Raw genomic sequence first — 22,041 nt, forward strand, 5'->3', positions numbered from 1 at the left:
AGAGTGAGAGAGGCGGCAGCGAAAAGTCAATCCGTGCTTGGAAACGGCGGAACGGCAATGCCGGCGGGGAGGACGGCAAGCACCTTGAAGAGTTCGCCCATGGCCAGCGGGCCGGCGAGGCGCTCGACGTCGGCCGCGATCTTTTCGCGAGCTGCCTCATCGGCATTGGCGCCGAGCCGGCCAGCCCGTTCGAGAAGCCCCATCTTGAGCAGGAATTCACCTTGCGTTGAGAGGTGGGCATCGAGGCTGTGTGCCCGAACGGTTGCCGCGAGGGCAGCGAAATCGACATGGGCTGTGAGATCGGCCTGCCCCGGATTGGCCAGCACGTCCTCATGACCGTGCTTGCGCAACGCCTGCAAGGTGTCGCCGATCCCGGGCTGGAGGTGACCGTAGTCGAGAAACAGGCCGGCGCCGCCAAATCCGGCAAGTCGCCCGGCGATGGCCGCCATCAGGGCGGCGCGGGCTGGCGCCACCTCGACGACGGCACCTTGCGGCGCATTCTCGGCACCCTCCGGCAGCAGCATCGGGTCAAGCGAGCCGGCGCCGACGAAAAAGCGCAGCCGGTTCGCATCGTCGAGACCGATCATCCGCTCGCGCCAGCCGGCCCCAGCGCGGACGAACTGGCGGATGGGCACCGCGTCAAACAGCTCGTTACCAACAATCAGAAGCGGCCCCTGCGGTAGTGTGTCCACGGCCTCATGCCAGGCGATGGTGGCCGACGTCCCGGCAAGCGTTCGTTTCTGGACCTCGGTCAACCGCAGACTGGTCTCGATCAAGGCGAACGATGCGCTGGCGGTAAGCGTCCGATCGAGCCGCGAAAGCGTGCGCAGCATATCTCTCATCAGCGTGCCGCGGCCGGGGCCTATTTCGGCGATGGCGACCGGCGTCGGCCGGTCGATCGCCAGCCACGCCTGGTAGAGCCAGATGGCGACCAGTTCGCCAAACATCTGGCTGATCTCCGGTGCGGTGATGAAATCGCCGGCAGCGCCGAACGGCTCGCGTGTCGTATAATAGCCGTCCTGCGGATCGAACAGGCAGAGCGCCATGTATTCGCTGATGGGGATCGGTCCCACCGCACCGATCAGCTCGGCGATGCGGGTCTTCAGCCGCGTCATGCCGGCTGCGGTTTTGTCACCGGCTTGGCCGTTGCCATTGCCCAGATGCCGGCAAGCACCATCGGCAGTGACAGCACCATTCCCATGGTCAGCCAGCTCGTGCCAAGGAGGTAGCCAAGCTGCTGGTCGGGCTCGCGAAAGAATTCGACGAAGATGCGCGAGGCGCCATAGCCGGCGATGAAGGCGCCGCCGACGAAGCGCGGCGTCTTCAGCTTGAGCCGCGAATGGGTGAGGAAGCGCAGGACAAGGAACAACACCAAGCCTTCGAGCAGCGCCTCGTAGATCTGGCTCGGATGGCGTGGATCGGTGCCGGCCAGGCACTGACCGGCCTGCAGAATGCGGTTGTTACAAAAGACGACGCCCCATGGCACATCGGTAACGCGGCCCCAGAGTTCGGCATTGACGAAATTCGCGAGACGGACAAGACCAAGCCCCACCGGCACGCCGGCCGCCACCACGTCAAACAGCGACCACGTTCGGATGCCGCGCGATCGGGAAAACAGCGTCATGGCGACAATGACGCCGAGCAGGCCGCCATGGAAAGACATGCCGCCCTGCCAGACGGCAACGATATCGAGCGGATGGGCGATATAGCGCTTGAGATCGTAGAACAGCACGTAGCCGGTGCGTCCGCCGAGCACCACACCGATGGCTGCCCAGACGATGAAGTCATCGAGGTCGACGGGCTTCATCGGCAGGGTGCCGTCGGGCCACAGTTTTGGGTTGGTGACGAGGCGCTTGGCATACCACCAGGCGAACAGAATGCCGACGATGTAGCCGACGCCGTACCAATGCACCGCCAGCGGTCCGATCCGGACGATGACCGGGTCGATGTTGGGAAAGGGCAGGGCGGCCAGCGGCAGCAAATATTCGCTCAACAGGGTCTCCGGGTTCCCAATCAGGTTCGGGCGCGGACCATGCGGCAGGCTTTTGGCGCGGTCAAGGCAAGCATATGCTTGCATTCCGAATCGCGCGCCACTACGTCAATTCGACCAAGCGAGGATTTGCCATGGCGACCGGACCGAACCGCATTCTCGATGAATTCGCCAAGCTGATGACCGATGCAGCCGGTGCCGCGCAAGGCGTGCGGCGCGAGGTGGAGACCGCCTTCAGGGGCCAGGCCGAGCGCATACTCAACTCCATGGACGTGGTGCAGCGCGAGGAATTCGAGGCCGCTCGCGACATGGCGGCGAAGGCCAGGAAAGAAAACACCCGCCTCGCCGCTCGCATCGAGGCGCTCGAGGCCAGGCTTGCCGAATTGACCGGTCAAGCAGCGCCTGCGGCTGCGGCAAAGCCGCGTGCAAAAAAATAACAAGAAATAAATCGTTAAACTTTTCCACAAAGCCGGATCGCAAAAAGCGCTTTGTCGTGAATCGCTTACCGGTACTGCGTGAATCTTTGTGACAGCGCCTTTCCACATGCGAATGACGCAGTGCGAAAAATTTGGCTGGTCACGCGACTCCCGATCAATAGACTGAATTTGTTGCATGATTCGGAGCAGGGTCATGCGCCGGGCGGTGGGGTCCGGTCCGGGGTCTTTGCGTTGACGAAGTCCTGGCCGTCCGAGTTCTAGGCAGAATTGTTCGAGTGTGCCTCTCCCGCGGAGCGTGTGGTGGCGCTCCCAGAACGACAGGAAGCATTTCATGGAACTTCTCGAACTCGAATTCTCCCGCGAAATCCATCCGGTGGACGTTATCGAGCAGGTGGCGCACAACAACGATTGGTCCTTCGAGCGGGCCGGTGACGACGAGATCTCGATCTCGGTTGCCGGAAGCTGGACCGACTACCACGTTTCATTCTCCTGGATGGAGGACTACGAGGCGCTGCACCTGGCCTGCGCCTTCGACATCAAGGTCCCGGAGGCGCGCGCGCTCGAGGTGATGCGGCTGCTTTCGCTGATCAACGAGCAGATGCTATTTGGCCATTTTGACCTCTGGGAGCAGGAAGGCGCCATCATGTTCCGCCAGTCGCTGCTGCTGGCCGGTGGGGTCGAGCCGTCGAGCCAGCAGGTCGAGGTGCTGCTGTCGTCGGCGCTGGAAGCCTGCGAATGCTATTTCCAGGCGTTCCAGTTCGTCGTCTGGTCAGGCACTTCGGCCAAGGATGCGTTGGCCGGCGTGCTGTTCGAAACCTACGGAAACGCCTGACCGTCGATGAGTTCGAGCAACGCGCGAAAACCCGAGATCAGCTTTGCCGATTTCGACCGCATCGACATCCGCGCCGGCACGATCGTCGAGGCCGAGCCTTTTCCCGAGGCGCGCAAGCCGGCGATCAAATTGAAAATCGATTTCGGTCCCGTGATCGGGGTGAAGAAATCCTCGGCCCAGATCACGAAATATTATACGCCCGAAACCCTGATCGGCCGGCAGGTGTTCGCTGTGGTCAATTTCCCGCCGCGTCAGATCGGGCCATTCATGTCGGAAGTGCTGACGCTCGGCTTTCCTGACGAGGAGGGCGCCGTCGTCCTTGGCGCGATCGAGCGCAAGGTGCCGGACGGCGGCAGGTTGTTCTAGCTGCGCTGTTGTTCACGCAGCCAGTTTACGCGTGGTACCCAGCGCCTCTTCGACCGTTTCCATGAACATTTCCGCGCAGGCCTTCCAGCTGTAGCGCATCGCGCGTTGCCGCGCCTCGGCGCGGTCGACATGAAGGGCGGCGAGCGCTGCTTGCCGCAGGTCGTCCGATACCGCGCCGCCGATGCTGTCGCCGACGATATCGATCGGTCCGGTGACGGGATAGGCTGCGACCGGCGTGCCGCTGGCCAGCGCCTCGATGATGACGTTGCCGAACGTGTCGGTACGGCTGGGGAAGACGAAAACATCGGCCGAGGCGTAGATCTCGGCCAGTTCGTCGTTCGGACGATGGCCAAGGAAATGGGCATCGGGATATCTGGCCTTCAGCTTCGCCAATTCCGGCCCTTCGCCTACGATCACCTTGCTGCCCGGCAGGTCGAGGTCGAGGAAGGCCGGCAGGTTCTTTTCGATCGCGACGCGGCCGACGCAGAGGAAGATCGGTCCGGGAAATCCCAGGTCCTTTCTTTTATCCGGCCGAAAATGATCGGTGTCGACGCCGCGCGTCCACGGCCGGAGCTTGGTGAAGCCGCGCGCCGCAAGATCGTCGGCAAGCGACTGGGTGGCAACCAGCGTGCCCTGTCCTGAATTGTGGAAATCACGCAGCCAGCGATAGGCCCATGCTTCAGGCACCGGCAGGCGCGCGCTCAGATATTCCGGAAAACGTGTGTGATAGCTGGTCGTGAACGGGCGGCCGGCGTTGCGGCAGTAGCGCCGGGCCATAATGCCGAGCGGTCCTTCGGTGACGATATGGATGTGGTCCACCTTGCGTGCCTCGATCAGCTGCGCCACGCGGTGCGGCGTCGTCAGCGCCAGCCTGATATCGGGATAGGTCGGCAGAGGCAGGGTGCGAAAGATATTCGGCGTCAGGAAGTCCGTCTCGATATCGAAGGATTTCAGGGTCTCCGAGAGGCGCTCCAGCGTGTGGACGACGCCGTTGACTTGCGGGCGCCAGGCGTCGGTGACCATCAGGATGCGCATGGCGGTCCCTTGGCGGCAACCTTGATTGGCTTGCCGCGATGCCTGAACGGCGACCACGCCGCCACTCTGGCCTCGCACCGGCGCACCCGGACAGGCGCGGGGTCGAAATGAGGCCGCAGGGCCGAATCAATCAGGATCGCGCGCTTCATTGGCGCTCTTCACCATGGTTTCATGACGGGCCGATGAAGGCCGGGTGTCGCTGCCGTCAAGCGGGGACCTTGATCACCGCCCGAAGGCCGCCGAGCGGGCTGCGTTCGAGGACGATGTCGCCGCCATGGCTGCGGGCAATGTCACGTGCGATGGAGAGGCCAAGGCCGGTGCCGCTGGCGTCGAGGTTGCGGGCCTCGTCCAGCCGCACGAACGGCTTGAATACATCCTCCCGCTTTTCGGGCGGAATTCCCGGACCGTCATCGTCGATGGTGACGAGCAGCGAACCGCGCCCATGATTGGCATTGATCTCCACCGACTTGGCATAGCGGAATGCATTGCCGACGACGTTGGACAGCAGCCGGGCAAAGGCATTGGGGCGCACGTGCACATGCGGATCGCCGACGAGCACGGTCGACAGCTTGCGCTTGCGCAGCGCGGCCTCCTCGCAAAGCTTATCGAAGAAGGCTTCGAGATCGAACTGGCCGGCGTCTTCCGAAGCTTCGCCGCGTGCAAAGGCAAGGTAGCCTTCCAGCATCGACTGCATGTCGGCGATGTCCTGGTCGAGTGCCTGGGTATCGGCTGCCTTGGTCCCGGCAAGCGCCAATTGCAGCTTGAAGCGGGTGAGGATGGTCCTCAGATCGTGGCTGACGCCGCTCAGCATGGCGGTGCGCTGCTCGAGCTGGCGTTCGATGCGTTCGCGCATCTGGATGAAGGCAAAGCCGGCGCGGCGGACCTCCTCGGCTCCGCGCGGGCGAAAATCGCGCGGCATCGGCCGGCCCTTGCCGAAGCTCTCGGCCGCCTCGGCCAGCGTCAGAATCGGCCGGATCTGGTTGCGCAGGAAGGGAATGGCGATCATCAGCAGCACCAGCGAGGTGCCGACCATCCAGATCAGGAAAATATGGGTGTTCGATGCATAGGCCTGGCTGCGGCGCACGAAGACGCGCAGCACCTTGTTCTCGAGCTGGACGCGGACCTCGACGATATTGGAATTGCCGACCGTATCGATCCAGAACGGACGGTTGATCTGGCGGGTGATCTCGGACGAAAGGATCTCGTCGAGGATCGAGAAGAACGGCTTTGGCCCGGGAGGCGGCAGCGGGTCGGGCGGTAGGAGGTCGACTTTCAGCTGCATGCGATCCTGGGCGATGCGAATGACGTTGGCGTAGTCGGCGTCGTGAGGATAGGTCTCTATCAGGTCGATGATGGCGGCGATGTCGCGCACCGTGGCCTGCGACAGGCGCTGCGTCACGGTCTGCCAGTGGCGCTCCATGAAGACAAAGGCGACGACCGACTGCAGCATGATCATCGGCGCGATGACGATGATCAGCGAGCGGGCATAGAGCCGCTTCGGCATGTAAAGCGACACCAGGCGCCAGAAACGGTTCCAGGCGCGCGGCACGGCCTTGAGCGCCCGCGTCGCGCGAGCGCTCAAGCCGCCATCTCCCGGCCGTTCGAGTTGCCTGGTCGCCATTCGTCTTTTCGCTCACCGGCGGCCCGGCAAAGGACCGCTGTCGGCGACATTCTATTCCACGCTGAGCCGATACCCAATACCGCGCACTGTCTGCAGCCAGACCGGATTGGACGGATCGCGTTCGATCTTGCGGCGGAGCCGATTGATCTGGACGTCGATCGTGCGCTCGCCGACCTCGGATTCATCGCCGACAAGCTCATGCCGCGGTATCGTTTCGCCGGCACGCGCAGCGAAGATCGCCAGGATTTCCTGCTCGCGGTCGGTCAGCTTGAGCGCCTCGCCGCCGCGCTTCAGCTCACGCCTGGCGATCTGGAATGTATAGGGGCCAAAGACCAGCTGTTCGACCTTAGGCGTTGTCGCGGGGCCGCCGCGGCGCAGGATATTGTTGATACGCAGGATCAGCTCGCGCGGGTCGAACGGTTTAGGCAGATAGTCGTCGGCGCCGGCCTCGAGCCCGGTGATCCGGCTGTCGGTTTCGGACAGTGCGGTGAGCATCAGGATCGGCACGTTTTTCTCCGCCCGCAGCGCCTTGGTGAGGTCGACGCCACTTTCACCCGGCATCATGACGTCGAGCACGATCAGATCGAAGTCGAGGCCGCCGAGCTTGCGCCGCGCCTCGCCGGAATTTCCGGCGACGGTGACGCGAAAGCCGTTTTCGGTCAGATACTGTTTCAGAAGATTGCGGATACGGGTGTCGTCGTCGACCACAAGCAGATGCGGCGCATCGTCTTCCGGTGCTGTCGGATGATCAACCCTCTCAATGGTCTCCATGGCTTTTCCCTGACATCTTTGCGGGCACAATGTCGATCTGCGCCCTTAGTTCCGGATTGACCATCGCTTCAAGGAACCGTTCGATAACGGCGCGTTCGGTGGCTCCGGAATCTTCCAATGCAGCATGGATGCGGCGCGACTGTGGCCGCGCCAGCGCCAGTGCCAGCGCACGGCCCTTGGCCGTCGGATAAAGCTCGCGCTGGCGGCGGTCGCGAGGGCCCTGCAATTGCACGATATGGTCGGTGTCGATCAGTTGCTTGAGCACGCGCGCCAGGCTCTGCTTGGTGATCTTGAGCACGTCGAGGAGTTCGGCGACCGTCAGACCGGGCCGGCGATTGACGAAATGCAGAACCCGGTGATGGGCACGGCCAAAACCGTATTCGGCCAGGATCTGGTCCGGATCGGAGGTAAAGTCGCGATAGGCGAAGAAGAACAACTCGATGATGGCGAAATCGATGCCGTCCTCGTCGGTGATCGCCGTCCTGATCGGTTCTGCGGCTGCGTGGCTCGTCATCTTTTCTCCGTGTGAAGCAGGAAATTATGTCAGCACTATTGACGTATTTTCCGCGCGATGCTAATTTTTGGCAAGCTTTTCGGCGGATTGCGAACGAAAAGGCAAGCGAAGCCGTTTTTTCCGGAACTTCCTGAGTTTGCCAGACCTTAAATATCCGCCTACGCTTTGAGACAATGGCCGCCCACAGCGGCCGAAACGAAACACGCAACGACACAATGATGTGCGGGCCGCCGCCCGCGGGAGGTTACCATGGCATCCGTTCCCTTCGACCAACTGGACGGCTTTATCTGGATGAACGGCGAGTTCGTCAAATGGGCCGACGCCAAGATCCACGTCTTGACCCACGGGCTGCACTACGCCAGCGCGGTATTCGAGGGCGAGCGCGCTTACGGCGGCGAAATTTTCAAGCTGACCGACCACACCGAACGCCTGCATGAATCGGCGCGCCTGCTCGGCTTCAAGATACCCTACTCGGTCGCCGAGATCGACGACGCCTGCCGCTCGCTGTTGAAGAAGCAAGGTTTCCAGGACGCCTATGTCCGGCCGATCGCGTGGCGCGGCAGTGAACAGATGGGCGTTTCCGCACAGAACAGCCGGATCAACTGCGCCATCGCCATCTGGCAGTGGCCAAGCTATTTCGACCCGGCGCAGAAGCTCAAGGGCATCCGGCTCGACATGGCCGAATGGCGCCGCCCCGACCCGCGCACCGCACCGTCGAAATCGAAGGCGGCCGGCCTCTACATGATCTGCACCATGTCCAAGCATGCCGCCGAGGCCAAGGGCTATGCCGACGCCATGATGCTCGACTGGCGTGGCCAGGTGGCGGAAGCGACAGGCGCCAACATCTTCTTCGTCAAGGACGGCAAGATCCACACGCCCAAGCCTGATTGCTTCCTCGACGGCATCACCCGCCGCACGGTCATCGACCTTGCCAAGGACCGCGGTGTGGAGGTGATCGAGCGCGCCATCATGCCGGAGGAGCTTGAAGGCTTTCACCAGTGCTTCCTCACCGGGACGGCGGCCGAGGTGACACCGGTTTCGGAGATCGGTCCGTACCGATTCGAGGTCGGCGATATCGCCAAGACATTGATGAACGACTATTCTGCGGCGGTTCAACCCAACCACGCGATTGCTGCAGAATAACGAAAGTCACAGGTTTTTTATCAAGTAGGGGCGGTTTTCGGGCCGCGCCTTTTATTTAAGCGTTTGCGCATTTGACTTTCATTCAATTCGGCGTCTCATGATGGCGTCGGCCTGGGAGGCTGGCAGCTATGGAGGGACTGGAAATATGGATATGAACACGCTTCTTCCGATCATTATTCAGGTGATTACGGGCATCATCGGTGGCCAGGCGGTGGGTGCGGCTATCAAGAGTGCGGCGATGGGGCAGCTTACCAAAATCCTGGGTGGCGCTGTCGGCGGCGTCGGCGGTGCGGCCATCCTCAACAGTCTGCTGGGTGGCGCGGTCGATCCGGCAGCAGCCGCCACGGCGGCAGGGGCCGGCAGCGCGTTGAACATTTCAAATATCGTTGGCGGTGCCGGCGGCGGCGCCATCCTGACCGGCATCATCGGTGCGGTCATGAACGCGATGAAGAAATAAGCTTCGACGATTCAGGTTTTCAAATGGGCGGCTTCGGCCGCCCATTTCGTTTGCCGTTTGTGGAGCGGTGGACGCCGTTCGCGTGTGTCTCTACATCAGTGTATGGTTCAAGGTTGGAGCTCTCCTGACGCGTTCGAGGGGAAGCGCAGCACTCCGACAGCGTGAAAGGACGAATATGGGTCAGCTCAACGCCGGCATCGTGCCGGTCACGCCGTTCCAGCAGAACTGCACCATCCTCTTCGACATGGACGACAGACAAGGCGTTGTCGTCGATCCGGGCGGTGACATCGACAAGGTGCTGGCGGCGCTCGAGGACAATGCGATCACTGCCGGCGCGATCTGGATTACGCATGGCCATATCGACCATGCCGGCGGGGCCATGGAACTGAAGGAGGCGCTCGGTATCGAGATCATCGGTCCGCATGCCGCCGACCGGCCGCTGCTCGCCAATCTCGAGAACCAGGCGAAGCGCTACGGCATCACCGATCCCGTGCGCAACTGTGTCCCCGACCGGTTCCTTGCCGAAGGCGAGACCGTTTCGTTCGGCTCACACGAGTTCGAGGTGCTCCATTGTCCGGGCCATGCACCCGGCCACGTCGTCTACTATAGCCGGGCTGCGAAGTTCGCCCATGTCGGCGACGTGCTGTTCCGCGGTTCGGTCGGCCGCACCGATCTGCCGGGCGGCAACCACGCCGCGCTGATCGCCTCGATCAAGGAGAAGCTTTTGCCGTTGGGCGACGACATCGGCTTTATCTGCGGCCATGGTCCCAGCGGCCGTTTTGGTGAGGAGCGGCGGAGCAATCCTTTTCTGGTCTGAAACCGCTTGCCGGAAACAAAAAGCGCGGCCTGTGCGACCGCGCTTTTTTCCGACGGGAAACTGCCTCCGCTAATTGGCGGTGCAGAAATGCTGTTCGCCGTCATAGCCGGTGAACGTGCCGGTACGGGCGTTGAAGCTCCGGTAGCGGTCCGAGCAGTATTCGTACCAGCCGCGGGTCCACGGCTCCGCATAGCTTTCGGCATAGGCCACTCGCGGCTGCAAGTAATAACGGCGCACCGGGGCAGGCCTGTAGTATTCATCATCATAGGCCGGGTCGTAATAGCGGGGCTGCGGGCTGGCGAGCGCACCGCCGATCAGGGCACCGGCCGCAAGGCCGAGCACGCCGGCCGCAACGGCGTCGCCGTGGCCGTGGTGGCGGCGGTGATGGCGCCATTCGTCGGCATTGGCCGCGGGCAAGGTCGCAAGCGTGGTCGCAACGACCGCGGCGGACAGGATGGCAGTCTTGAAAATTCGGTTCATGTCGGTCTCCTTCGTGCCGGCCCGGGTCGTTTTCGGGGGATGCGGTCCGGCTTTAACGAAGATTAATATGCGACCGTGGCTGAACGGGGGCTGAACGAAATTTGACCAGGCGGTTCATCTAACTGGGCGGTTCAAGCGTGCGGCAAACACCGCAGGCCAGACCGGCCCACGTCCATTCTGTCCGGGGGTGGTTCAGCCGATCGACAGGTTGACGGCTTTCGGACCCTTGCCGCGCTTGTCCGGCTCGGTGTCGAATGTCACTTTCTGCCCATCCTCAAGACCGGGAAGACCCGACGCCTGCACGGCCGAAATATGGACGAAGACATCCTTTGCCCCGTCGTCCGGCGTGATGAAGCCGAAGCCCTTGGCGTGATTGAAGAATTTGACGGTGCCGGTCTGCGGCATGGGAAGCTCCTTTGATCCCACAAGTCCAGTCTCGGGCCGGCAAATGCCCGGACGGAAATTTGTCCTTTATTTTAGTGCCATCGGCAAGAGAAAGTTTTGCGGCTGCGGGCAAGCATCCCGGAACACAAAAGGCGCGACGAAAACCGCCGCGCCTTTACAGAATTCAAGTTCACTCCAAAAGCCTTGCAGCATCCTCACCCCGAAAGGACGCGCGGCACGCTGTGGTTTCAGGCAGCGCGGAGATTGACCGCTTTCGGACCCTTGCCCATACGGTCGGGCTCGACATCGAAGGTGACCTTCTGACCGTCGACGAGCGTGCGCAGCCCGGAAGCCTCGATCGCCGAGATGTGGACGAACACATCCTTGGCGCCGCCATCGGGCGTGATGAAGCCGAAGCCTTTGGTAGCGTTGAAGAATTTAACGGTGCCGGTCTGGGCCATTGGGGAAACTCCTTCACCCGTGTCAGTCTTGGTGGTTCCGCCCGCCGCCTGGCGCCGTGGGCAAGTCCCGGTGGTTGCTTCGGCAGTCATGCATTGGCGCATGGGTAAAACCCCCCGCCGAAAACGGGGCTGTCAGAGATTCACAGTATCGGGGAAAGGTCGTCCAAAACGTTCCGCTCTCCGGGTCGCAAATGCCCGAACACAAAATTTATCGCACGGAAACGTGATCCTTGCAAGACACAGCCGCGGGCGGCCCCAACAGGCGCATCCCGACGCATCGCACCGATAGTCCCGGTTCTCTGCGCGGTCATCGGCCAGACTTCACCCAGGCATGGTCCAGCCAGCGGGGCAGGTGCTGTCTTGGCTTGCGCCGCCATACCGCCCTGGCTCGCCAGTTGCAAACAGGGGTTGCATCTGGCAGCGGAATGACGAGGATCGGCCTGACCCAGGCACCATTTGTGCAGGCAGGAGTTTCGAGGGAGGGAACATTCATGCGGTTTCTTGCGGCAATCTTTCCGCGGCAGGTTTTTTCCATCCTGTTCCTGTCGGTAATTCTCGCAGCCTGCACCGTCGTGGTGGATGATGAGGGGCCGGGGCCGCGCCCGCCACGGCCGGGGCCGCAATTCTGCACTAGGCAATATGACCCGGTCTGTGCCCGGCGCGGCGGCGACCGCCAGACCTTCGCCAATGCCTGCCTTGCCGAACGGGCCGGATACCGCATCATTCGCGAGGGCGAGTGCCGCGGCGGTGGTGGTGGCGGTGAGGAGCAGACATTCTGCACCCGCGAATACCGCCCGGTCTGTGCCCGTCGCCATGGCGAACTGCGCACATTCCCCAACGAATGCGAAGCCCGCGCGGCGGATTATCGCGTCGTCGATGACGGGCCCTGCTAGCGCACCGACCTACAGCCTGGCCGGATAAGCACCATCTGGGGGCCGGCGTAGAGCTCAGCGCCGTTCCCGTTGGAGATGCGCAGGCGACGCAGATCTGCGGCACCATCAGCATGTGAAGCAGCGTTGCGGCGCGTCGGCTCAGTTGGCCGGGTTGTCGACCGGTTCGAGATTGTCTTCCGTGGTGACCCGCTCATAGGTCTCCTGATCGCTGCGGATGCGATATTGCGGCGAGCCGTCCTTGACCGGCAGCCGGCTCTTGATCTGGAACAGCTCCGCGGTCTTTTGGGCAAGGCCGGTGCGGCTCTTCATGCGGACGGTCTGGCCGACGGTGAAGATATGCGCCGGCGTGTCCGTGCGCCGCGCATTCTGCTGGAAGCGGATCATGTGACATTCTCCCGGTCGTGCCGAAGCGCTGCGTCGAGCTCGGCATGGTCAATGGCGACAAGCTGGCTGGTCGCGCTTTTCACTGTCCTTGCCGGCAGATGGATGAAAGTGGCGACGCGGCGCCAGGCAGGCCAGGACATGCCGTCGATCAGTTCTTCGTCGTGGTCGATGTCATAGTCGCCGGCCGGCTGCACGCCATCCAGCCCGCCAAGCACGAAAGGTGCCGCGAAATGCGCTATGGAATGGGTGGTGCGAGCAGACATTCTTGTGCCTCGAAGTTCTCGCTTGTGCCTTGAAGTTCTCGTGCCTTGAAGTTTCTTTCCGGCCTGCCCCGGAAGCGGAGCCTGCATTGCGGTACCAGGTGTCGGCGATTTGGATAAGTTTGGCGGGCCGAGAATCCCTGACACCGCGGGGCCAAGCATGGCCCAAAACGGTTTCATACCAATAGTCTGAAAATGCGGCTTATTCAAGAAGTTTTCGGCCTCTTACCCCTACCAACGTCAAATTACTTTTCTATAGTTATCCGCAGAACGATGATACGGTCCCGGTGCACCTCAAAAATTGTTTGAAGAACTTCCGAAAAAATTCCTCCGGCATTTGTATTTATCTAGCAATGGAAGGAAGAGAGTCATGAACTCCGCAAGAACACCGGATGTCCCGACAGTTGCAGTCAGTCCTGTCGCAAAGCCGATAAAGGTCTTGTCGCCGCGTCTCACGATAAGAAGCGACGAGGCGGCAAGGCGAAGGATTGCCGACACCGACGGCACGGCGCGGCGGGCGCGCCAGCTTGCCGAAAGCAACCGCCTGATTTGACGCGCAAGCCATGACGCTCAATTTTCCCAATCCCAGCCGCTCCTATGACGCGGCGGCCAAGCGCATTCGTTTCGTCGGCCATGACGGCATGTTCGAAGTCCCGTTCTTTGTCGAGGTCGCGGCACTTTCGGCGGCAAACCCGGCAGCAAGCGGAGCCGAGGCCGAATTTCTCAGCGCCTTCGACGCCAAGCGTTCGTCGATCCACGAGATTGCGCGCCAAGCCTACTCGCACGGCCGCAGGAACATGTATGTGCTGACGCCGGCCGACTTTCGGTAGGCTCCCCCGGGTTCGAAGTTTTGCTTCGTAGCGACCGCCGTCTGCTCTTGCACGCGCCGCAGCGATGGCCTAGATCGCGGCAGGCGGACAACACGGCAGGTTTCCCATCAACAGAGATCCGAGACAACCGGCAGGCGCACGTTACGGCTCAGGCGGACAGCCGCCGCTGGGGCTCGACCAGCACGTGCAGCAGGCGCTGCAGCTGCACCAGGCCGGGCGCCGGCAGGAAGCCGAGGCGCTTTACCGACAGGTGCTGGCGCAAAAGGCCAACCACCCGGCTGCTGCGCATTTCCTCGGGCTTCTGCTGCACCAGACCGGGCGCAGCGCCGAGGGGCTGGCGCTGATCGAACAATCGGTGCGTCTGCAACCGAACAATCCGGATTTCCTCAACAATCTCGGCACCGTGCTGCGCGACCTCGGCCGGGTCGCGGCCGCCGCCGATCTCTTCCGCAAGGTGGTGGCGATTCGGCCGGACCAGCTGGCGGCGCGTGACAATCTCGGCTCGTCGCTGAAGCAGCTCGGCCAATTCGAAGGCGCCGAGGATATTTATCGCGGCACGATCGGCCGTAACCCGTTCCATGTCCGCGCCCGCGTCGGGCTTGCCGAAACGCTGCAGGAAGCGGGCCGGCTGGATGAGGCACTGGCTGTCTTTCGCGAGGCGCTGACGATCCGGCCGAAGGATGCCGATCTTTTGCACGGCCTGGGTGTCGGGCTGATGGAAAAGGGAAATCTCGACGAGGCTGCGGATCTTTTCAGGCAGGCGCTGGCTGTGGACCCCGGCATGGCGAGGGCCTGGCTGATGCTTACCCAGGTCAAGCGCCAGAAGGAGCGCGACGCCGAGTTTGCCCGCATGGAGGCGGAGCACGCCAAGGCGCCGCAAGGCAGCCTGGCGCGCATGCAGCTTTCCTTCGGCCTCGGCAAGGCCAATGACGACCTCAGGGATTATGGCCGCGCTTTCGACTATTTCGCCGAAGGCAACGCGATCCGCCGCCAGGGCATCGACTACGACGCCGGCAAGACGCGCGGCGAGTTCGAGGCGATGAAGGCGGTGTTCGACAAGGCCTTTTTTGAAAGGCACAGGCCGAGCGGGATAGCCGACGACACGCCGATCTTCGTCGTCGGCATGCCGCGTTCCGGCACCACGCTGGTCGAGCAGATCATCGCCAGCCATCCGCAGGTCTATGGCGCCGGCGAGCTCAGCATATTGAAGACGGCGGTCGGCAAGCAGTTTCCGCTCAGCATGAAGGGCGGCTTTCCCTGGGGCATCGCCGACATGCCCGACAAGGCCTATGCCGAGGCCGGCCAGGCCTATCTCGACATGCTGCACGCCCGCTATCCGGGTTCTCGGCACGTCACCGACAAGATGCCCGGCAATTTCCTCTTGGTGGGCTTCATCCATTTGATGCTGCCGAAGGCCAAGATCATCCATTGCGCGCGCGATGCGGCGGCGACCTGCCTGTCGATCTACAAGGTGCACTTCCGAGGCGACAGCCATCGCTACGGCTACGATCTCGACGAGCTCGCCGATTTCCACAATCTGTACACCGACATCATGGCGCACTGGCACGCCGTGCTGCCTGATGTCGTGCACGACGTTCGCTACGAGGATTTCGTCGCCGACCAGGAAGGCCAGTCGCGGGCGCTGATCGCCCATCTCGGCCTGCCGTGGGACGACGCCGTGCTGTCGTTCCACCAGACCGACCGGCCGGTGCGAACGGCGTCGGCTGCGCAAGTGCGCCAGCCGATGTATCAGGGCTCGGTCGACCTGTGGAAGCGCTATGGCGAGCGGCTGAAGCCGCTGCTCAACAAACTTGATCGAGGGGCGCCTACAGCTCGATGAAGGGCTGGAAGCCGCCGAAGATCATGCGCTTGCCGTCGAACGGCATCGTCGACCAGTCCGGCTTGAGGCGTGGGTCGGCCATCACCTTGGCCATCACCACGTCGCGGCTCTGCCGCGATTCATAGACCACCCACGAGAAGATGACGATCTCGTCGTCCTTGGCCTGAACGGCGCGCGGGAACGAGGTGAGCTCGCCATAAGGGACGTCGTCGCCGACGCATTCGACATAGGCAAGAGCACCGTGCTCCTTCCAGACGGAACCTGCCGTCTCGGCCATTTTCTTGTAGGCTTCCAGATTGGCCTTGGGTACGGCGAGAACGAAACCATCGACATAAGACATTTGGATTTCCTCCTGGTAGGTTTTCCTTCTCCGGCAAGGGGCGAAGGAAAGAATGTGCTAAGCCTTCTTCACCGGTGCGTTCATTGCCCATTCGACGCCGAACGGATCACGCATATTGCCCCAGCGATCGCCCCAGAACATCACCTGCAACGGCACGACTTCCTCGCAGCCCGCCTCGACGGCTCGCTGCCACCAGGCGTCGATGTCGTCGCTACCGAGATGGAGCTGCATGGTGTAGCCCTGCGGCTTCACAGCGGCCATTCCATGCTCGGGATAGAAGTCGGAAAGCATCAGGGTCGAACCGTTGATGTGGAGATGGATATGCATGGTGCGGCCCTGTTCGTCCGGCGGATAGGCAAAGACCTGCTCGGCACCGAAGGCCTTTTGGTAAAATTCTGCGGCTTTGAAAGCGCCGTCCAGCTGAAGGTAGGGCGTCAATCCGCCAAGCACTTTGGCGGCGGGCTGGGTCTGCGGCTGGTCATTCATGTCATGCTCCTCTTTGCGTCTGGTTTGCCTTTGCGAACCACAGGACGAACGGAACGGCGACGATCCTACACGGCCGATGGTTTTTGGATTCGAAATGGCGCCTGCCGCGACGGCAAAATGCCACCTTTCAACCTTCGATGCGAATCCGCGGGCTGTTTTGCGCGTCGACGACGATTTCCGGCCAGCCAATATCTTTGCGCAGCTCGATCGGCAATGAAAGGATGGCGCGTTCGCTGCGATAACGGGCGCGAGCCGCCGAGTAACGCGTCACGGCGTGACCTATGGATGACAGAATAGACATGATGCTTTCTCCTCGATTGGCGCCGGCATCACCGTGTCGGCAACCCAAGGACGTGGCATGCGATCATCATCCGACAGAGCGCCGGAATTTTTTTCCGCAAGCCTTCAGCCGCCGGCTTCGGCAACCTCCCGGAAGAACTCCTCCGGGCTGTCGATCTCGGTCAATCGCCGTTTCTCGATCAGCCAGAAGCGGTTGCCAACCGCGCGGATGAAGGAGCGGTCGTGCGAGGCAAGCAGGCAGCTCGCCTGATGTTCCAGCAATTCCGCTTCCAGTGCTTCCTGACCATCGATATCGAGATGATTGGTCGGCTCGTCGAGTAAATAGAAATTGGGATTGGCGAGCCTCAGCGCCAGCATCATCAGCCGTGCCTTCTGTCCGCCCGACAGCACGCCGATCCTGCGCTCCTGCATGTCGATGCTGACGCCGGCGCCCGCCAGCAGCGAGCGGGCGCGCTGCTCGCCGACATCGAATCTGCGCGAGAGCATCGCCAGCGGCGTGTCGTCGCCGCCGATGCCCGACAATGCCTGGTCGCTATAGCCGAGCACCGTCGACGGCGTCACCTTCAGGCTTCGCGCCGCCGTTTCCGGCTCGACGATGGCGTTCCGGATCAGGCCGATCAGCCGTGACTTGCCGACGCCGTTACGGCCGAGCAGGACGATGCGGTCGCCTTGGCGGATGTGGCGCTTGCCGGTGCTGAACAGAACCGTGCCGTCAGGTGTTCCGACCACCAACTCGTCGAGCGTGATCAGCACCTTGGCATGGCTGCCGCGGTTGGCGAGCTTGATCGCGCCCGCCGACTTTTCGCGATGCGCGGGGGCTGCGACCGCCTCGAGGCGCTGGGCGCGTTGGTTCAGTTGCCTGGTCTTGACCGTCAAAAGATCGCTGCCGGAATTGATGCCGATATTGTTCAGCTTGGCCGCTTGCCGGCGCAACTGCTGTGCCATCTTCATGTCGCGCTGGAACTTGCGTTCGGTCGCGGCATCGACCTCGTCCAGTGCAAGCCGCGCCCGCGAATAGGGCAGCGAAAACACCGGCGACTGTTCGGGGCGCAGGAACAGCGTCCGGTTGGTCGTCGCGTCGAGGAACGCCCGGTCGTGGCTGGCGATCACCAGCGGCACCTCACGTGGCAGCGCGTTCAGCCAGGTCTCGAGCTGGCTGATCTTGCCGAGATCGAGGTGATTGGTCGGCTCGTCGAGAAGCAGGACGTCGGGATCGGTGACCCAGACGCGGGCGATCAACGCCAGCCTTTGCCAGCCGCCGCTCAGCGCCTGGATTGGCCGCTCGCGCATCGGCTCCGGCACGTCGAGCGAGTCGAGAACCACGTCAACGCGCCATTGCTCGCTTTCGGCCTGCTCGGCCGGCAAGGCGTCGGCCACCACCTCATGAAAGCTACGTCCGGCCAAGGCTGCGGGGACGACCTGCTCGACATAACCGACGCGCAGGCCGCGCGTGCGGGTGATGTCGCCTGTGGTGGCTTCGATCTCGCCGGTCAGGCACTTCAGCAAAGTGGATTTGCCCCGACCATTGGCGGCGACGATGCCGAGCCGGTCGCCGGTGCCGATGGTGAGGTCGAGGTTGGACAAGAGCGGCGCACTCATGGTGACGCCGAGAGACTTGAGGCTGATCAGGGCCATGTCGATTTCTCTGGTCTGTCCGGAGTGAATTCCGGTTCAATGCACTTTGACGGTGCGCAGGCTGGCCATCAGGCTCAGCGTTGCAGCACCACGAAGGGCGGACCAAAAAAATCGAAGCGGGAAGAAAAACCCGGACCGTCTCTGGTCAGCCCTGCAAGCAAGCTCGCAGGGCAGGGACAGGGCCGCGCTGACGGTGGTGAGAAAATAACACGCAGCCCTCCTTTCAAGACGTTCGAGTTGTAGAAACTGGCTACACCAAGGGTAGGGCCGATGGCAAGTGGCTAGGCTCCCCCTTCTCCACTTGTGGGAGAAGGTGGCCGCGAAGCGGTCGGATGAGGGGTGCTCCAGCTTGGCACCGACGGCGATCCGTCCAGCACCCCTCAACCGTCTCGGCGCTGCGCGCCGATCCACCTTCTCCCACAAGGGGAGAAGGGAAGCTCGCTACCGTCCCGGCCGTCCCGTCTTGCCGGGACGGCGCTTTTCGCGGCGGGCGTCGGCGGGGTCTTCGTAGGAGCCGATGCCGGCGCGCTGGCGGGCAACAGGTTTGGCGGAATCGTCGCGTTCCTTCGCGCCCCCCTCTGCCCTGCCGGGCATCTCCCCCACTTGGGGGGAGATCGGCTGCGGCTTCGCCGGCACTCTTCCCTCAACAGGCTTTTCTGTGCGCCGCACGGTCATCTCATCCAGCGAATTCTTCCTGAACAGCGGCTTGGTGGAGTCACCGGGGATGCCGAAATCGGAGCCGTGCGCTTCTTCGGCCGACTGTTTCTTGAACAGTGAACGCGACACCGCGCCGGCCGGCGTCGGCATGTCGGTGCCCGGCCCCATTGCGTCGAGCGACGGTTTGGCAAAGAGCGGCTTCTTGACCGGTACGGCGCCGTCGGCGCCCATCTCGTCGAGCGCGGGCTTGCGAAAGAGGTTGGGCCGGGCCGCCTCTTCGGCGGCACGTGCCTCGTCGAGCTTGCGGAAACGCTCCTGTTCCTCAGCCGTACGATGTTTGGCCATGCCCTTGTTGTGCTTGCCCTTTTCGCGGCCCGAGACCGGGCTTTCCATGTCGGCATATTTGGCCAGCGGATCGTCGGAGATGGACAGTTCCATCTCGCGCAGCCGTTTGATCTCGTCGCGAATGCGGGCGGCCTTCTCGAAATCGAGGTTGGCGGCGGCGTCGCGCATCTGCTTGTCCAGGGCGTCGAGATGCGCCTTCAGATTGTTGCCCATCATCGCGCCGGCGCTGTCGGTGAACTGCGAAATGTCGGCGCGGACATGGTCCTTCTCGTAGACCGAGTCCAGGATGTCCGAAATGCGCGACTTGACCGATTCCGGGGTGATGCCGTTGGCCGCGTTCCACTCCATCTGCTTTTCGCGACGGCGGTTGGTCTCGGCCATTGCCCGCTCCATCGAGCCGGTGATCTGGTCGGCATAGAGGATGACCTTGCCGTCGACGTTTCTGGCGGCGCGGCCGATGGTCTGGATCAGCGATGTCTCGGAGCGCAGGAAACCTTCCTTGTCGGCATCGAGAATGGCGACGAAGCCGCATTCGGGAATGTCGAGGCCTTCGCGCAGCAGGTTGATGCCGACCAGCACGTCGAAGGCGCCGAGGCGCAGGTCGCGCAGGATCTCGATGCGCTCCAGCGTGTCGATGTCGGAGTGCATGTAGCGCACGCGTATGCCTTGCTCGTGCAGATATTCGGTCAAATCCTCGGCCATGCGCTTGGTCAGCACGGTGACCAGCGTGCGGTAGCCCGCCTTGGTGGTCTCGCGGATTTCGCCGACAACGTCGTCGACCTGGCTCTTGGCCGGGCGCACTTCGACCGGCGGATCGATCAGGCCGGTCGGGCGGATGACCTGTTCGGCAAAGACACCGCCGGACTGCTCCATCTCCCAACCGCCGGGCGTTGCCGAAACCGCAACGGAAAGCGGGCGCATGGCGTCCCACTCCTCGAAGCGCAGCGGCCGGTTGTCCATGCAGGACGGCAGGCGGAACCCATACTCGGCCAGCGTCGCCTTGCGGCGAAAGTCGCCGCGATACATGCCGCCGATCTGCGGTATGGTGACGTGACTTTCGTCGACAAAGACCAACGCATTGTCGGGGATGTATTCGAACAAGGTCGGCGGCGGATCGCCCGGCTGGCGGCCGGTCAGATAGCGCGAGTAATTCTCGATGCCGGCGCAGGAGCCGGTCGCTTCCAGCATCTCCAGGTCGAAGCGGGTGCGCTGCTCAAGTCGCTGCGCCTCCAGCAACCGACCGGCCCGTTCGAGTTCGACCAGCCGGTGCTTGAGCTCTTCCTTGATCGATTTGATGGCCTGATTGAGGGTCGGACGCGGCGTCACATAGTGCGAATTGGCGTAGATCTTGACGCTCTTCAGCTCGCCGGTCTTCTGTCCCGTCAGCGGGTCGAATTCGGTAATCGCCTCGATCTCGTCGCCGAACAGCGAGATGCGCCAGGCGCGGTCCTCGAGGTGGGCCGGGAAGATCTCGATCGTGTCGCCGCGCACCCGGAACGAGCCGCGGACGAAGTTGATGTCCTGGCGCTTGTACTGCTGGGCGACGAGGTCAGCGAGCAACGCGCGCTGGTCGAGCCGGTCGCCGATCTGCATCTGGAAGGTCATCGCCGTGTAGGTCTCGACCGAGCCGATACCGTAGATGCAGGACACCGAGGCGACGATGATGACGTCGTCGCGCTCGAGCAGCGAGCGCGTCGCCGAATGGCGCATGCGGTCGATCTGCTCGTTGATCGAGGATTCCTTCTCGATGTAGGTGTCGGTCCGGGGCACATAGGCCTCAGGCTGGTAATAGTCGTAGTAGCTGACGAAATACTCGACGGCGTTTTCCGGGAAGAATTTCTTGAATTCGGAATAGAGCTGCGCGGCCAACGTCTTGTTGGGCGCCAGGATCAGAGCGGGGCGCTGCGTCTCCTCGATCACCTTGGCCATGGTGAAGGTCTTGCCCGAGCCCGTGACGCCGAGCAGAACCTGGGTGCGGTCGTTGCTGCTGACGCCCTCGACGAGATCCTTGATCGCCGTCGGCTGGTCGCCGGCGGGCTCGAAATCCGAGACCATCTTGATGGCGATGCCGCCTTCGGATTTTTCCGGCCGGGCGGGACGGTGCGGCGTCCACAGCACGCCGTCCTTATGCAACGGATTGCCGGATTCGATCAGCGCCGACAGCGCCGCGACGGTGGCGGTGACGCCGCCCGAGGCCATTGTCTCGGCCTCTTCCAGTGAGACATCGAGGCCGGCGACAGGGTTGAGACCGGCCGCAGTGCGCTCCCGCGCCGAAGCCGCGCCGCCCATCGAGGTACCGCGTGCCGTACGGCCGGGGGAAGAGGAGCGCTCGGGGATTTTCTTGGCAGACTTGGCGCCTTCCCTCCCCCTCGAGGGGAGGGTGGCGGCGGAGCCGCCGGGTGGGGTCGGTGCGGCAGTACTCGACGTTCCTTTGCGTCCCGCGCTGCCTCCGGCGACCCCCTCTGTCGCCTTCGGCGACATCTCCCCCTCGAGGGGGGAGATTTGGCGCCCTTCCTTCTCGGCTTCCTGCTCTATCTGCTCGGCCCAGTCGGCGATCGAGCCGGTCAGCGGGGCGCCGGTGAACTCGGTCTGCGGCGCCTCGGCAAAGCCGCCCTTGTACAGGGGCTCCGACGCATCGAGGAAATCGGTCAGCGGACTGCGCCGCTTGGGCGGTGAAGCGCGCTCGTCATTCGCCGGCGGAGGCGTTTTCTTGTCGGACAGTCTGGCCATGGCCCGAATATGGGAGGTATCGGCCAAAATGGA

General features: G+C 62.8%; 26 protein-coding genes. 10 read left to right on the top strand and 16 right to left on the bottom strand.

The genetic code is table 11. The annotated features are described in order from the left end of the window. Window positions 1-26: 26 nt before the first annotated feature. Window positions 27-1,115: a class I SAM-dependent methyltransferase gene (locus NKI70_RS22070; protein ID WP_352697545.1), complete on the bottom strand. Its 1,089-nt coding sequence runs from the start codon at window positions 1,113-1,115 to the stop codon at window positions 27-29. After that, complete coding sequence (gene lgt / locus NKI70_RS22075) at window positions 1,112-1,993, bottom strand: prolipoprotein diacylglyceryl transferase (RefSeq protein ID WP_352697547.1); 882 nt, start codon at window positions 1,991-1,993, stop codon at window positions 1,112-1,114. Before lgt ends, NKI70_RS22070 begins: the two co-directional genes overlap by 4 nt. Window positions 1,994-2,124: 131 nt before the next feature. Between lgt and NKI70_RS22080 the strand changes: the two genes are divergently transcribed. The 3 genes from NKI70_RS22080 (at window position 2,125) to NKI70_RS22090 (ending at window position 3,625) form a co-directional block, all read left to right on the top strand. Beyond that, entirely contained in the window at window positions 2,125-2,427 is a 303-nt protein-coding gene (locus NKI70_RS22080; protein WP_352697676.1) for an accessory factor UbiK family protein, read from the top strand. Window positions 2,428-2,758: 331 nt separating this feature from the next. Next, on the top strand, window positions 2,759-3,259 hold the full coding sequence (locus tag NKI70_RS22085) for a type III secretion system chaperone family protein (protein WP_023678420.1): 501 nt from the start codon (window positions 2,759-2,761) through the stop codon (window positions 3,257-3,259). Between the two features lie 6 nt (window positions 3,260-3,265). After that, window positions 3,266-3,625 (top strand): tRNA-binding protein, encoded by a 360-nt coding sequence (locus tag NKI70_RS22090; RefSeq protein WP_352568003.1) that lies wholly within the window; start codon window positions 3,266-3,268, stop codon window positions 3,623-3,625. Window positions 3,626-3,637: 12 nt separating this feature from the next. Here the strand turns inward: NKI70_RS22090 and NKI70_RS22095 are convergent, their stop codons facing one another. The 4 genes from NKI70_RS22095 to NKI70_RS22110 all read right to left on the bottom strand — a co-directional run bounded on the left by NKI70_RS22095 (window position 3,638) and on the right by NKI70_RS22110 (window position 7,566). Continuing rightward, entirely contained in the window at window positions 3,638-4,660 is a 1,023-nt protein-coding gene (locus NKI70_RS22095; RefSeq protein WP_352697549.1) for a glycosyltransferase family 4 protein, read from the bottom strand. 205 nt (window positions 4,661-4,865) lie between these two features. Next, window positions 4,866-6,281: an ATP-binding protein gene (locus tag NKI70_RS22100; protein WP_352724905.1), complete on the bottom strand. Its 1,416-nt coding sequence runs from the start codon at window positions 6,279-6,281 to the stop codon at window positions 4,866-4,868. A gap of 51 nt (window positions 6,282-6,332) precedes the next feature. Further along, the gene (locus NKI70_RS22105; RefSeq protein WP_352697553.1) at window positions 6,333-7,052 is read right to left on the bottom strand and encodes a response regulator; all 720 of its coding nucleotides are present in this window, start codon (window positions 7,050-7,052) and stop codon (window positions 6,333-6,335) included. Then, window positions 7,039-7,566: a MarR family winged helix-turn-helix transcriptional regulator gene (locus NKI70_RS22110; RefSeq protein ID WP_352697555.1), complete on the bottom strand. Its 528-nt coding sequence runs from the start codon at window positions 7,564-7,566 to the stop codon at window positions 7,039-7,041. Before NKI70_RS22110 ends, NKI70_RS22105 begins: the two co-directional genes overlap by 14 nt. Before the next feature lie 249 nt (window positions 7,567-7,815). On the opposite strand from NKI70_RS22110, the gene NKI70_RS22115 reads away from it, so the two are divergent. The 3 genes from NKI70_RS22115 (at window position 7,816) to NKI70_RS22125 (ending at window position 9,983) form a co-directional block, all read left to right on the top strand. After that, entirely contained in the window at window positions 7,816-8,709 is an 894-nt protein-coding gene (locus tag NKI70_RS22115; RefSeq protein ID WP_352456927.1) for a branched-chain amino acid aminotransferase, read from the top strand. Between the two features lie 145 nt (window positions 8,710-8,854). Then, window positions 8,855-9,166 carry a hypothetical protein gene (locus NKI70_RS22120; protein WP_023678412.1) on the top strand — a complete coding sequence of 104 codons (312 nt, stop codon included), beginning with the start codon at window positions 8,855-8,857 and terminating at the stop codon, window positions 9,164-9,166. A gap of 175 nt (window positions 9,167-9,341) precedes the next feature. Beyond that, complete coding sequence (locus NKI70_RS22125; protein ID WP_352697557.1) at window positions 9,342-9,983, top strand: MBL fold metallo-hydrolase; 642 nt, start codon at window positions 9,342-9,344, stop codon at window positions 9,981-9,983. A 69-nt stretch (window positions 9,984-10,052) separates the two neighbouring features. On the opposite strand, the gene NKI70_RS22130 is transcribed toward NKI70_RS22125, so the two are convergent. The 3 genes from NKI70_RS22130 to NKI70_RS22140 all read right to left on the bottom strand — a co-directional run bounded on the left by NKI70_RS22130 (window position 10,053) and on the right by NKI70_RS22140 (window position 11,308). Then, on the bottom strand, window positions 10,053-10,463 hold the full coding sequence (locus tag NKI70_RS22130; protein WP_352697559.1) for a BA14K family protein: 411 nt from the start codon (window positions 10,461-10,463) through the stop codon (window positions 10,053-10,055). A 192-nt stretch (window positions 10,464-10,655) separates the two neighbouring features. After that, window positions 10,656-10,868: a cold-shock protein gene (locus tag NKI70_RS22135; RefSeq protein ID WP_006202521.1), complete on the bottom strand. Its 213-nt coding sequence runs from the start codon at window positions 10,866-10,868 to the stop codon at window positions 10,656-10,658. Window positions 10,869-11,095: 227 nt separating this feature from the next. Then, on the bottom strand, window positions 11,096-11,308 hold the full coding sequence (locus NKI70_RS22140) for a cold-shock protein (RefSeq protein ID WP_006202520.1): 213 nt from the start codon (window positions 11,306-11,308) through the stop codon (window positions 11,096-11,098). A 491-nt stretch (window positions 11,309-11,799) separates the two neighbouring features. Here NKI70_RS22140 and NKI70_RS22145 point away from each other — a divergent pair, with 491 nt between their 5' ends. Beyond that, on the top strand, window positions 11,800-12,201 hold the full coding sequence (locus NKI70_RS22145) for a Kazal-type serine protease inhibitor family protein (protein WP_352456930.1): 402 nt from the start codon (window positions 11,800-11,802) through the stop codon (window positions 12,199-12,201). A gap of 138 nt (window positions 12,202-12,339) precedes the next feature. Here NKI70_RS22145 and NKI70_RS22150 read toward each other — a convergent pair whose 3' ends face one another. Together NKI70_RS22150 and NKI70_RS22155 are read right to left on the bottom strand one after the other, a co-directional pair. Beyond that, the gene (locus tag NKI70_RS22150) at window positions 12,340-12,585 is read right to left on the bottom strand and encodes a hypothetical protein (protein WP_023678408.1); all 246 of its coding nucleotides are present in this window, start codon (window positions 12,583-12,585) and stop codon (window positions 12,340-12,342) included. Continuing rightward, window positions 12,582-12,848: a hypothetical protein gene (locus tag NKI70_RS22155; protein ID WP_352697561.1), complete on the bottom strand. Its 267-nt coding sequence runs from the start codon at window positions 12,846-12,848 to the stop codon at window positions 12,582-12,584. The genes NKI70_RS22150 and NKI70_RS22155 overlap by 4 nt, the downstream gene beginning before the upstream one ends. Before the next feature lie 367 nt (window positions 12,849-13,215). Here NKI70_RS22155 and NKI70_RS22160 point away from each other — a divergent pair, with 367 nt between their 5' ends. The 3 genes from NKI70_RS22160 (at window position 13,216) to NKI70_RS22170 (ending at window position 15,515) form a co-directional block, all read left to right on the top strand. Further along, window positions 13,216-13,398: a hypothetical protein gene (locus NKI70_RS22160; protein WP_023678406.1), complete on the top strand. Its 183-nt coding sequence runs from the start codon at window positions 13,216-13,218 to the stop codon at window positions 13,396-13,398. Between the two features lie 10 nt (window positions 13,399-13,408). After that, window positions 13,409-13,675, top strand: coding sequence for a DUF1488 family protein (locus NKI70_RS22165; RefSeq protein WP_352567998.1), 267 nt, complete (start codon window positions 13,409-13,411; stop codon window positions 13,673-13,675). Window positions 13,676-13,859: 184 nt separating this feature from the next. Further along, a complete protein-coding gene (locus tag NKI70_RS22170) occupies window positions 13,860-15,515 on the top strand; it encodes a tetratricopeptide repeat-containing sulfotransferase family protein (protein ID WP_352697563.1) in 1,656 nt (551 codons plus the stop codon). Here NKI70_RS22170 and NKI70_RS22175 read toward each other — a convergent pair. From NKI70_RS22175 to uvrB, 5 genes are all read right to left on the bottom strand, one after another. Next, window positions 15,502-15,855 (bottom strand): DUF1428 domain-containing protein, encoded by a 354-nt coding sequence (locus NKI70_RS22175; RefSeq protein WP_352697565.1) that lies wholly within the window; start codon window positions 15,853-15,855, stop codon window positions 15,502-15,504. The two genes, NKI70_RS22170 and NKI70_RS22175, sit on opposite strands and share 14 nt — an antisense overlap. A 57-nt stretch (window positions 15,856-15,912) precedes the next feature. Further along, window positions 15,913-16,341, bottom strand: coding sequence for a VOC family protein (locus NKI70_RS22180; protein ID WP_352697567.1), 429 nt, complete (start codon window positions 16,339-16,341; stop codon window positions 15,913-15,915). A gap of 127 nt (window positions 16,342-16,468) precedes the next feature. Further along, entirely contained in the window at window positions 16,469-16,642 is a 174-nt protein-coding gene (locus NKI70_RS22185) for a hypothetical protein (protein WP_023719167.1), read from the bottom strand. A 104-nt stretch (window positions 16,643-16,746) separates the two neighbouring features. Continuing rightward, window positions 16,747-18,276: an ABC-F family ATP-binding cassette domain-containing protein gene (locus NKI70_RS22190; RefSeq protein ID WP_352697569.1), complete on the bottom strand. Its 1,530-nt coding sequence runs from the start codon at window positions 18,274-18,276 to the stop codon at window positions 16,747-16,749. A 441-nt stretch (window positions 18,277-18,717) separates the two neighbouring features. Next, entirely contained in the window at window positions 18,718-22,008 is a 3,291-nt protein-coding gene (gene uvrB / locus NKI70_RS22195) for an excinuclease ABC subunit UvrB (protein ID WP_352697571.1), read from the bottom strand. Between the last annotated feature and the right edge of the window lie 33 nt (window positions 22,009-22,041).

The sequence above is a fragment of the Mesorhizobium sp. M0500 genome (assembly GCF_040321165.1).
Lineage (GTDB): Bacteria > Pseudomonadota > Alphaproteobacteria > Rhizobiales > Rhizobiaceae > Mesorhizobium.

What these genes read in the sequence shown, in the direction of transcription:
- NKI70_RS22095 (WP_352697549.1), bottom strand. Translation starts at nt 4,660, where the DNA reads ATGCGCATCCTGATGGTCACCGACGCCTGGCGCCCGCAAGTCAACGGC.
- NKI70_RS22190 (WP_352697569.1), bottom strand. Translation starts at nt 18,276, where the DNA reads ATGGCCCTGATCAGCCTCAAGTCTCTCGGCGTCACCATGAGTGCGCCG.
- NKI70_RS22105 (WP_352697553.1), bottom strand. Translation starts at nt 7,052, where the DNA reads ATGGAGACCATTGAGAGGGTTGATCATCCGACAGCACCGGAAGACGAT.
- NKI70_RS22110 (WP_352697555.1), bottom strand. Translation starts at nt 7,566, where the DNA reads ATGACGAGCCACGCAGCCGCAGAACCGATCAGGACGGCGATCACCGAC.
- NKI70_RS22140 (WP_006202520.1), bottom strand. Translation starts at nt 11,308, where the DNA reads ATGGCCCAGACCGGCACCGTTAAATTCTTCAACGCTACCAAAGGCTTC.
- NKI70_RS22125 (WP_352697557.1), top strand. Translation starts at nt 9,342, where the DNA reads ATGGGTCAGCTCAACGCCGGCATCGTGCCGGTCACGCCGTTCCAGCAG.
- NKI70_RS22175 (WP_352697565.1), bottom strand. Translation starts at nt 15,855, where the DNA reads ATGTCTTATGTCGATGGTTTCGTTCTCGCCGTACCCAAGGCCAATCTG.
- NKI70_RS22070 (WP_352697545.1), bottom strand. Translation starts at nt 1,115, where the DNA reads ATGACGCGGCTGAAGACCCGCATCGCCGAGCTGATCGGTGCGGTGGGA.
- NKI70_RS22130 (WP_352697559.1), bottom strand. Translation starts at nt 10,463, where the DNA reads ATGAACCGAATTTTCAAGACTGCCATCCTGTCCGCCGCGGTCGTTGCG.
- NKI70_RS22100 (WP_352724905.1), bottom strand. Translation starts at nt 6,281, where the DNA reads ATGGCGACCAGGCAACTCGAACGGCCGGGAGATGGCGGCTTGAGCGCT.
- NKI70_RS22150 (WP_023678408.1), bottom strand. Translation starts at nt 12,585, where the DNA reads ATGATCCGCTTCCAGCAGAATGCGCGGCGCACGGACACGCCGGCGCAT.
- NKI70_RS22080 (WP_352697676.1), top strand. Translation starts at nt 2,125, where the DNA reads ATGGCGACCGGACCGAACCGCATTCTCGATGAATTCGCCAAGCTGATG.
- NKI70_RS22135 (WP_006202521.1), bottom strand. Translation starts at nt 10,868, where the DNA reads ATGCCGCAGACCGGCACCGTCAAATTCTTCAATCACGCCAAGGGCTTC.
- uvrB (WP_352697571.1), bottom strand. Translation starts at nt 22,008, where the DNA reads ATGGCCAGACTGTCCGACAAGAAAACGCCTCCGCCGGCGAATGACGAG.
- NKI70_RS22155 (WP_352697561.1), bottom strand. Translation starts at nt 12,848, where the DNA reads ATGTCTGCTCGCACCACCCATTCCATAGCGCATTTCGCGGCACCTTTC.
- NKI70_RS22090 (WP_352568003.1), top strand. Translation starts at nt 3,266, where the DNA reads ATGAGTTCGAGCAACGCGCGAAAACCCGAGATCAGCTTTGCCGATTTC.
- NKI70_RS22165 (WP_352567998.1), top strand. Translation starts at nt 13,409, where the DNA reads ATGACGCTCAATTTTCCCAATCCCAGCCGCTCCTATGACGCGGCGGCC.
- NKI70_RS22185 (WP_023719167.1), bottom strand. Translation starts at nt 16,642, where the DNA reads ATGTCTATTCTGTCATCCATAGGTCACGCCGTGACGCGTTACTCGGCG.
- NKI70_RS22115 (WP_352456927.1), top strand. Translation starts at nt 7,816, where the DNA reads ATGGCATCCGTTCCCTTCGACCAACTGGACGGCTTTATCTGGATGAAC.
- NKI70_RS22160 (WP_023678406.1), top strand. Translation starts at nt 13,216, where the DNA reads ATGAACTCCGCAAGAACACCGGATGTCCCGACAGTTGCAGTCAGTCCT.
- NKI70_RS22180 (WP_352697567.1), bottom strand. Translation starts at nt 16,341, where the DNA reads ATGAATGACCAGCCGCAGACCCAGCCCGCCGCCAAAGTGCTTGGCGGA.
- NKI70_RS22120 (WP_023678412.1), top strand. Translation starts at nt 8,855, where the DNA reads ATGGATATGAACACGCTTCTTCCGATCATTATTCAGGTGATTACGGGC.
- NKI70_RS22145 (WP_352456930.1), top strand. Translation starts at nt 11,800, where the DNA reads ATGCGGTTTCTTGCGGCAATCTTTCCGCGGCAGGTTTTTTCCATCCTG.
- NKI70_RS22085 (WP_023678420.1), top strand. Translation starts at nt 2,759, where the DNA reads ATGGAACTTCTCGAACTCGAATTCTCCCGCGAAATCCATCCGGTGGAC.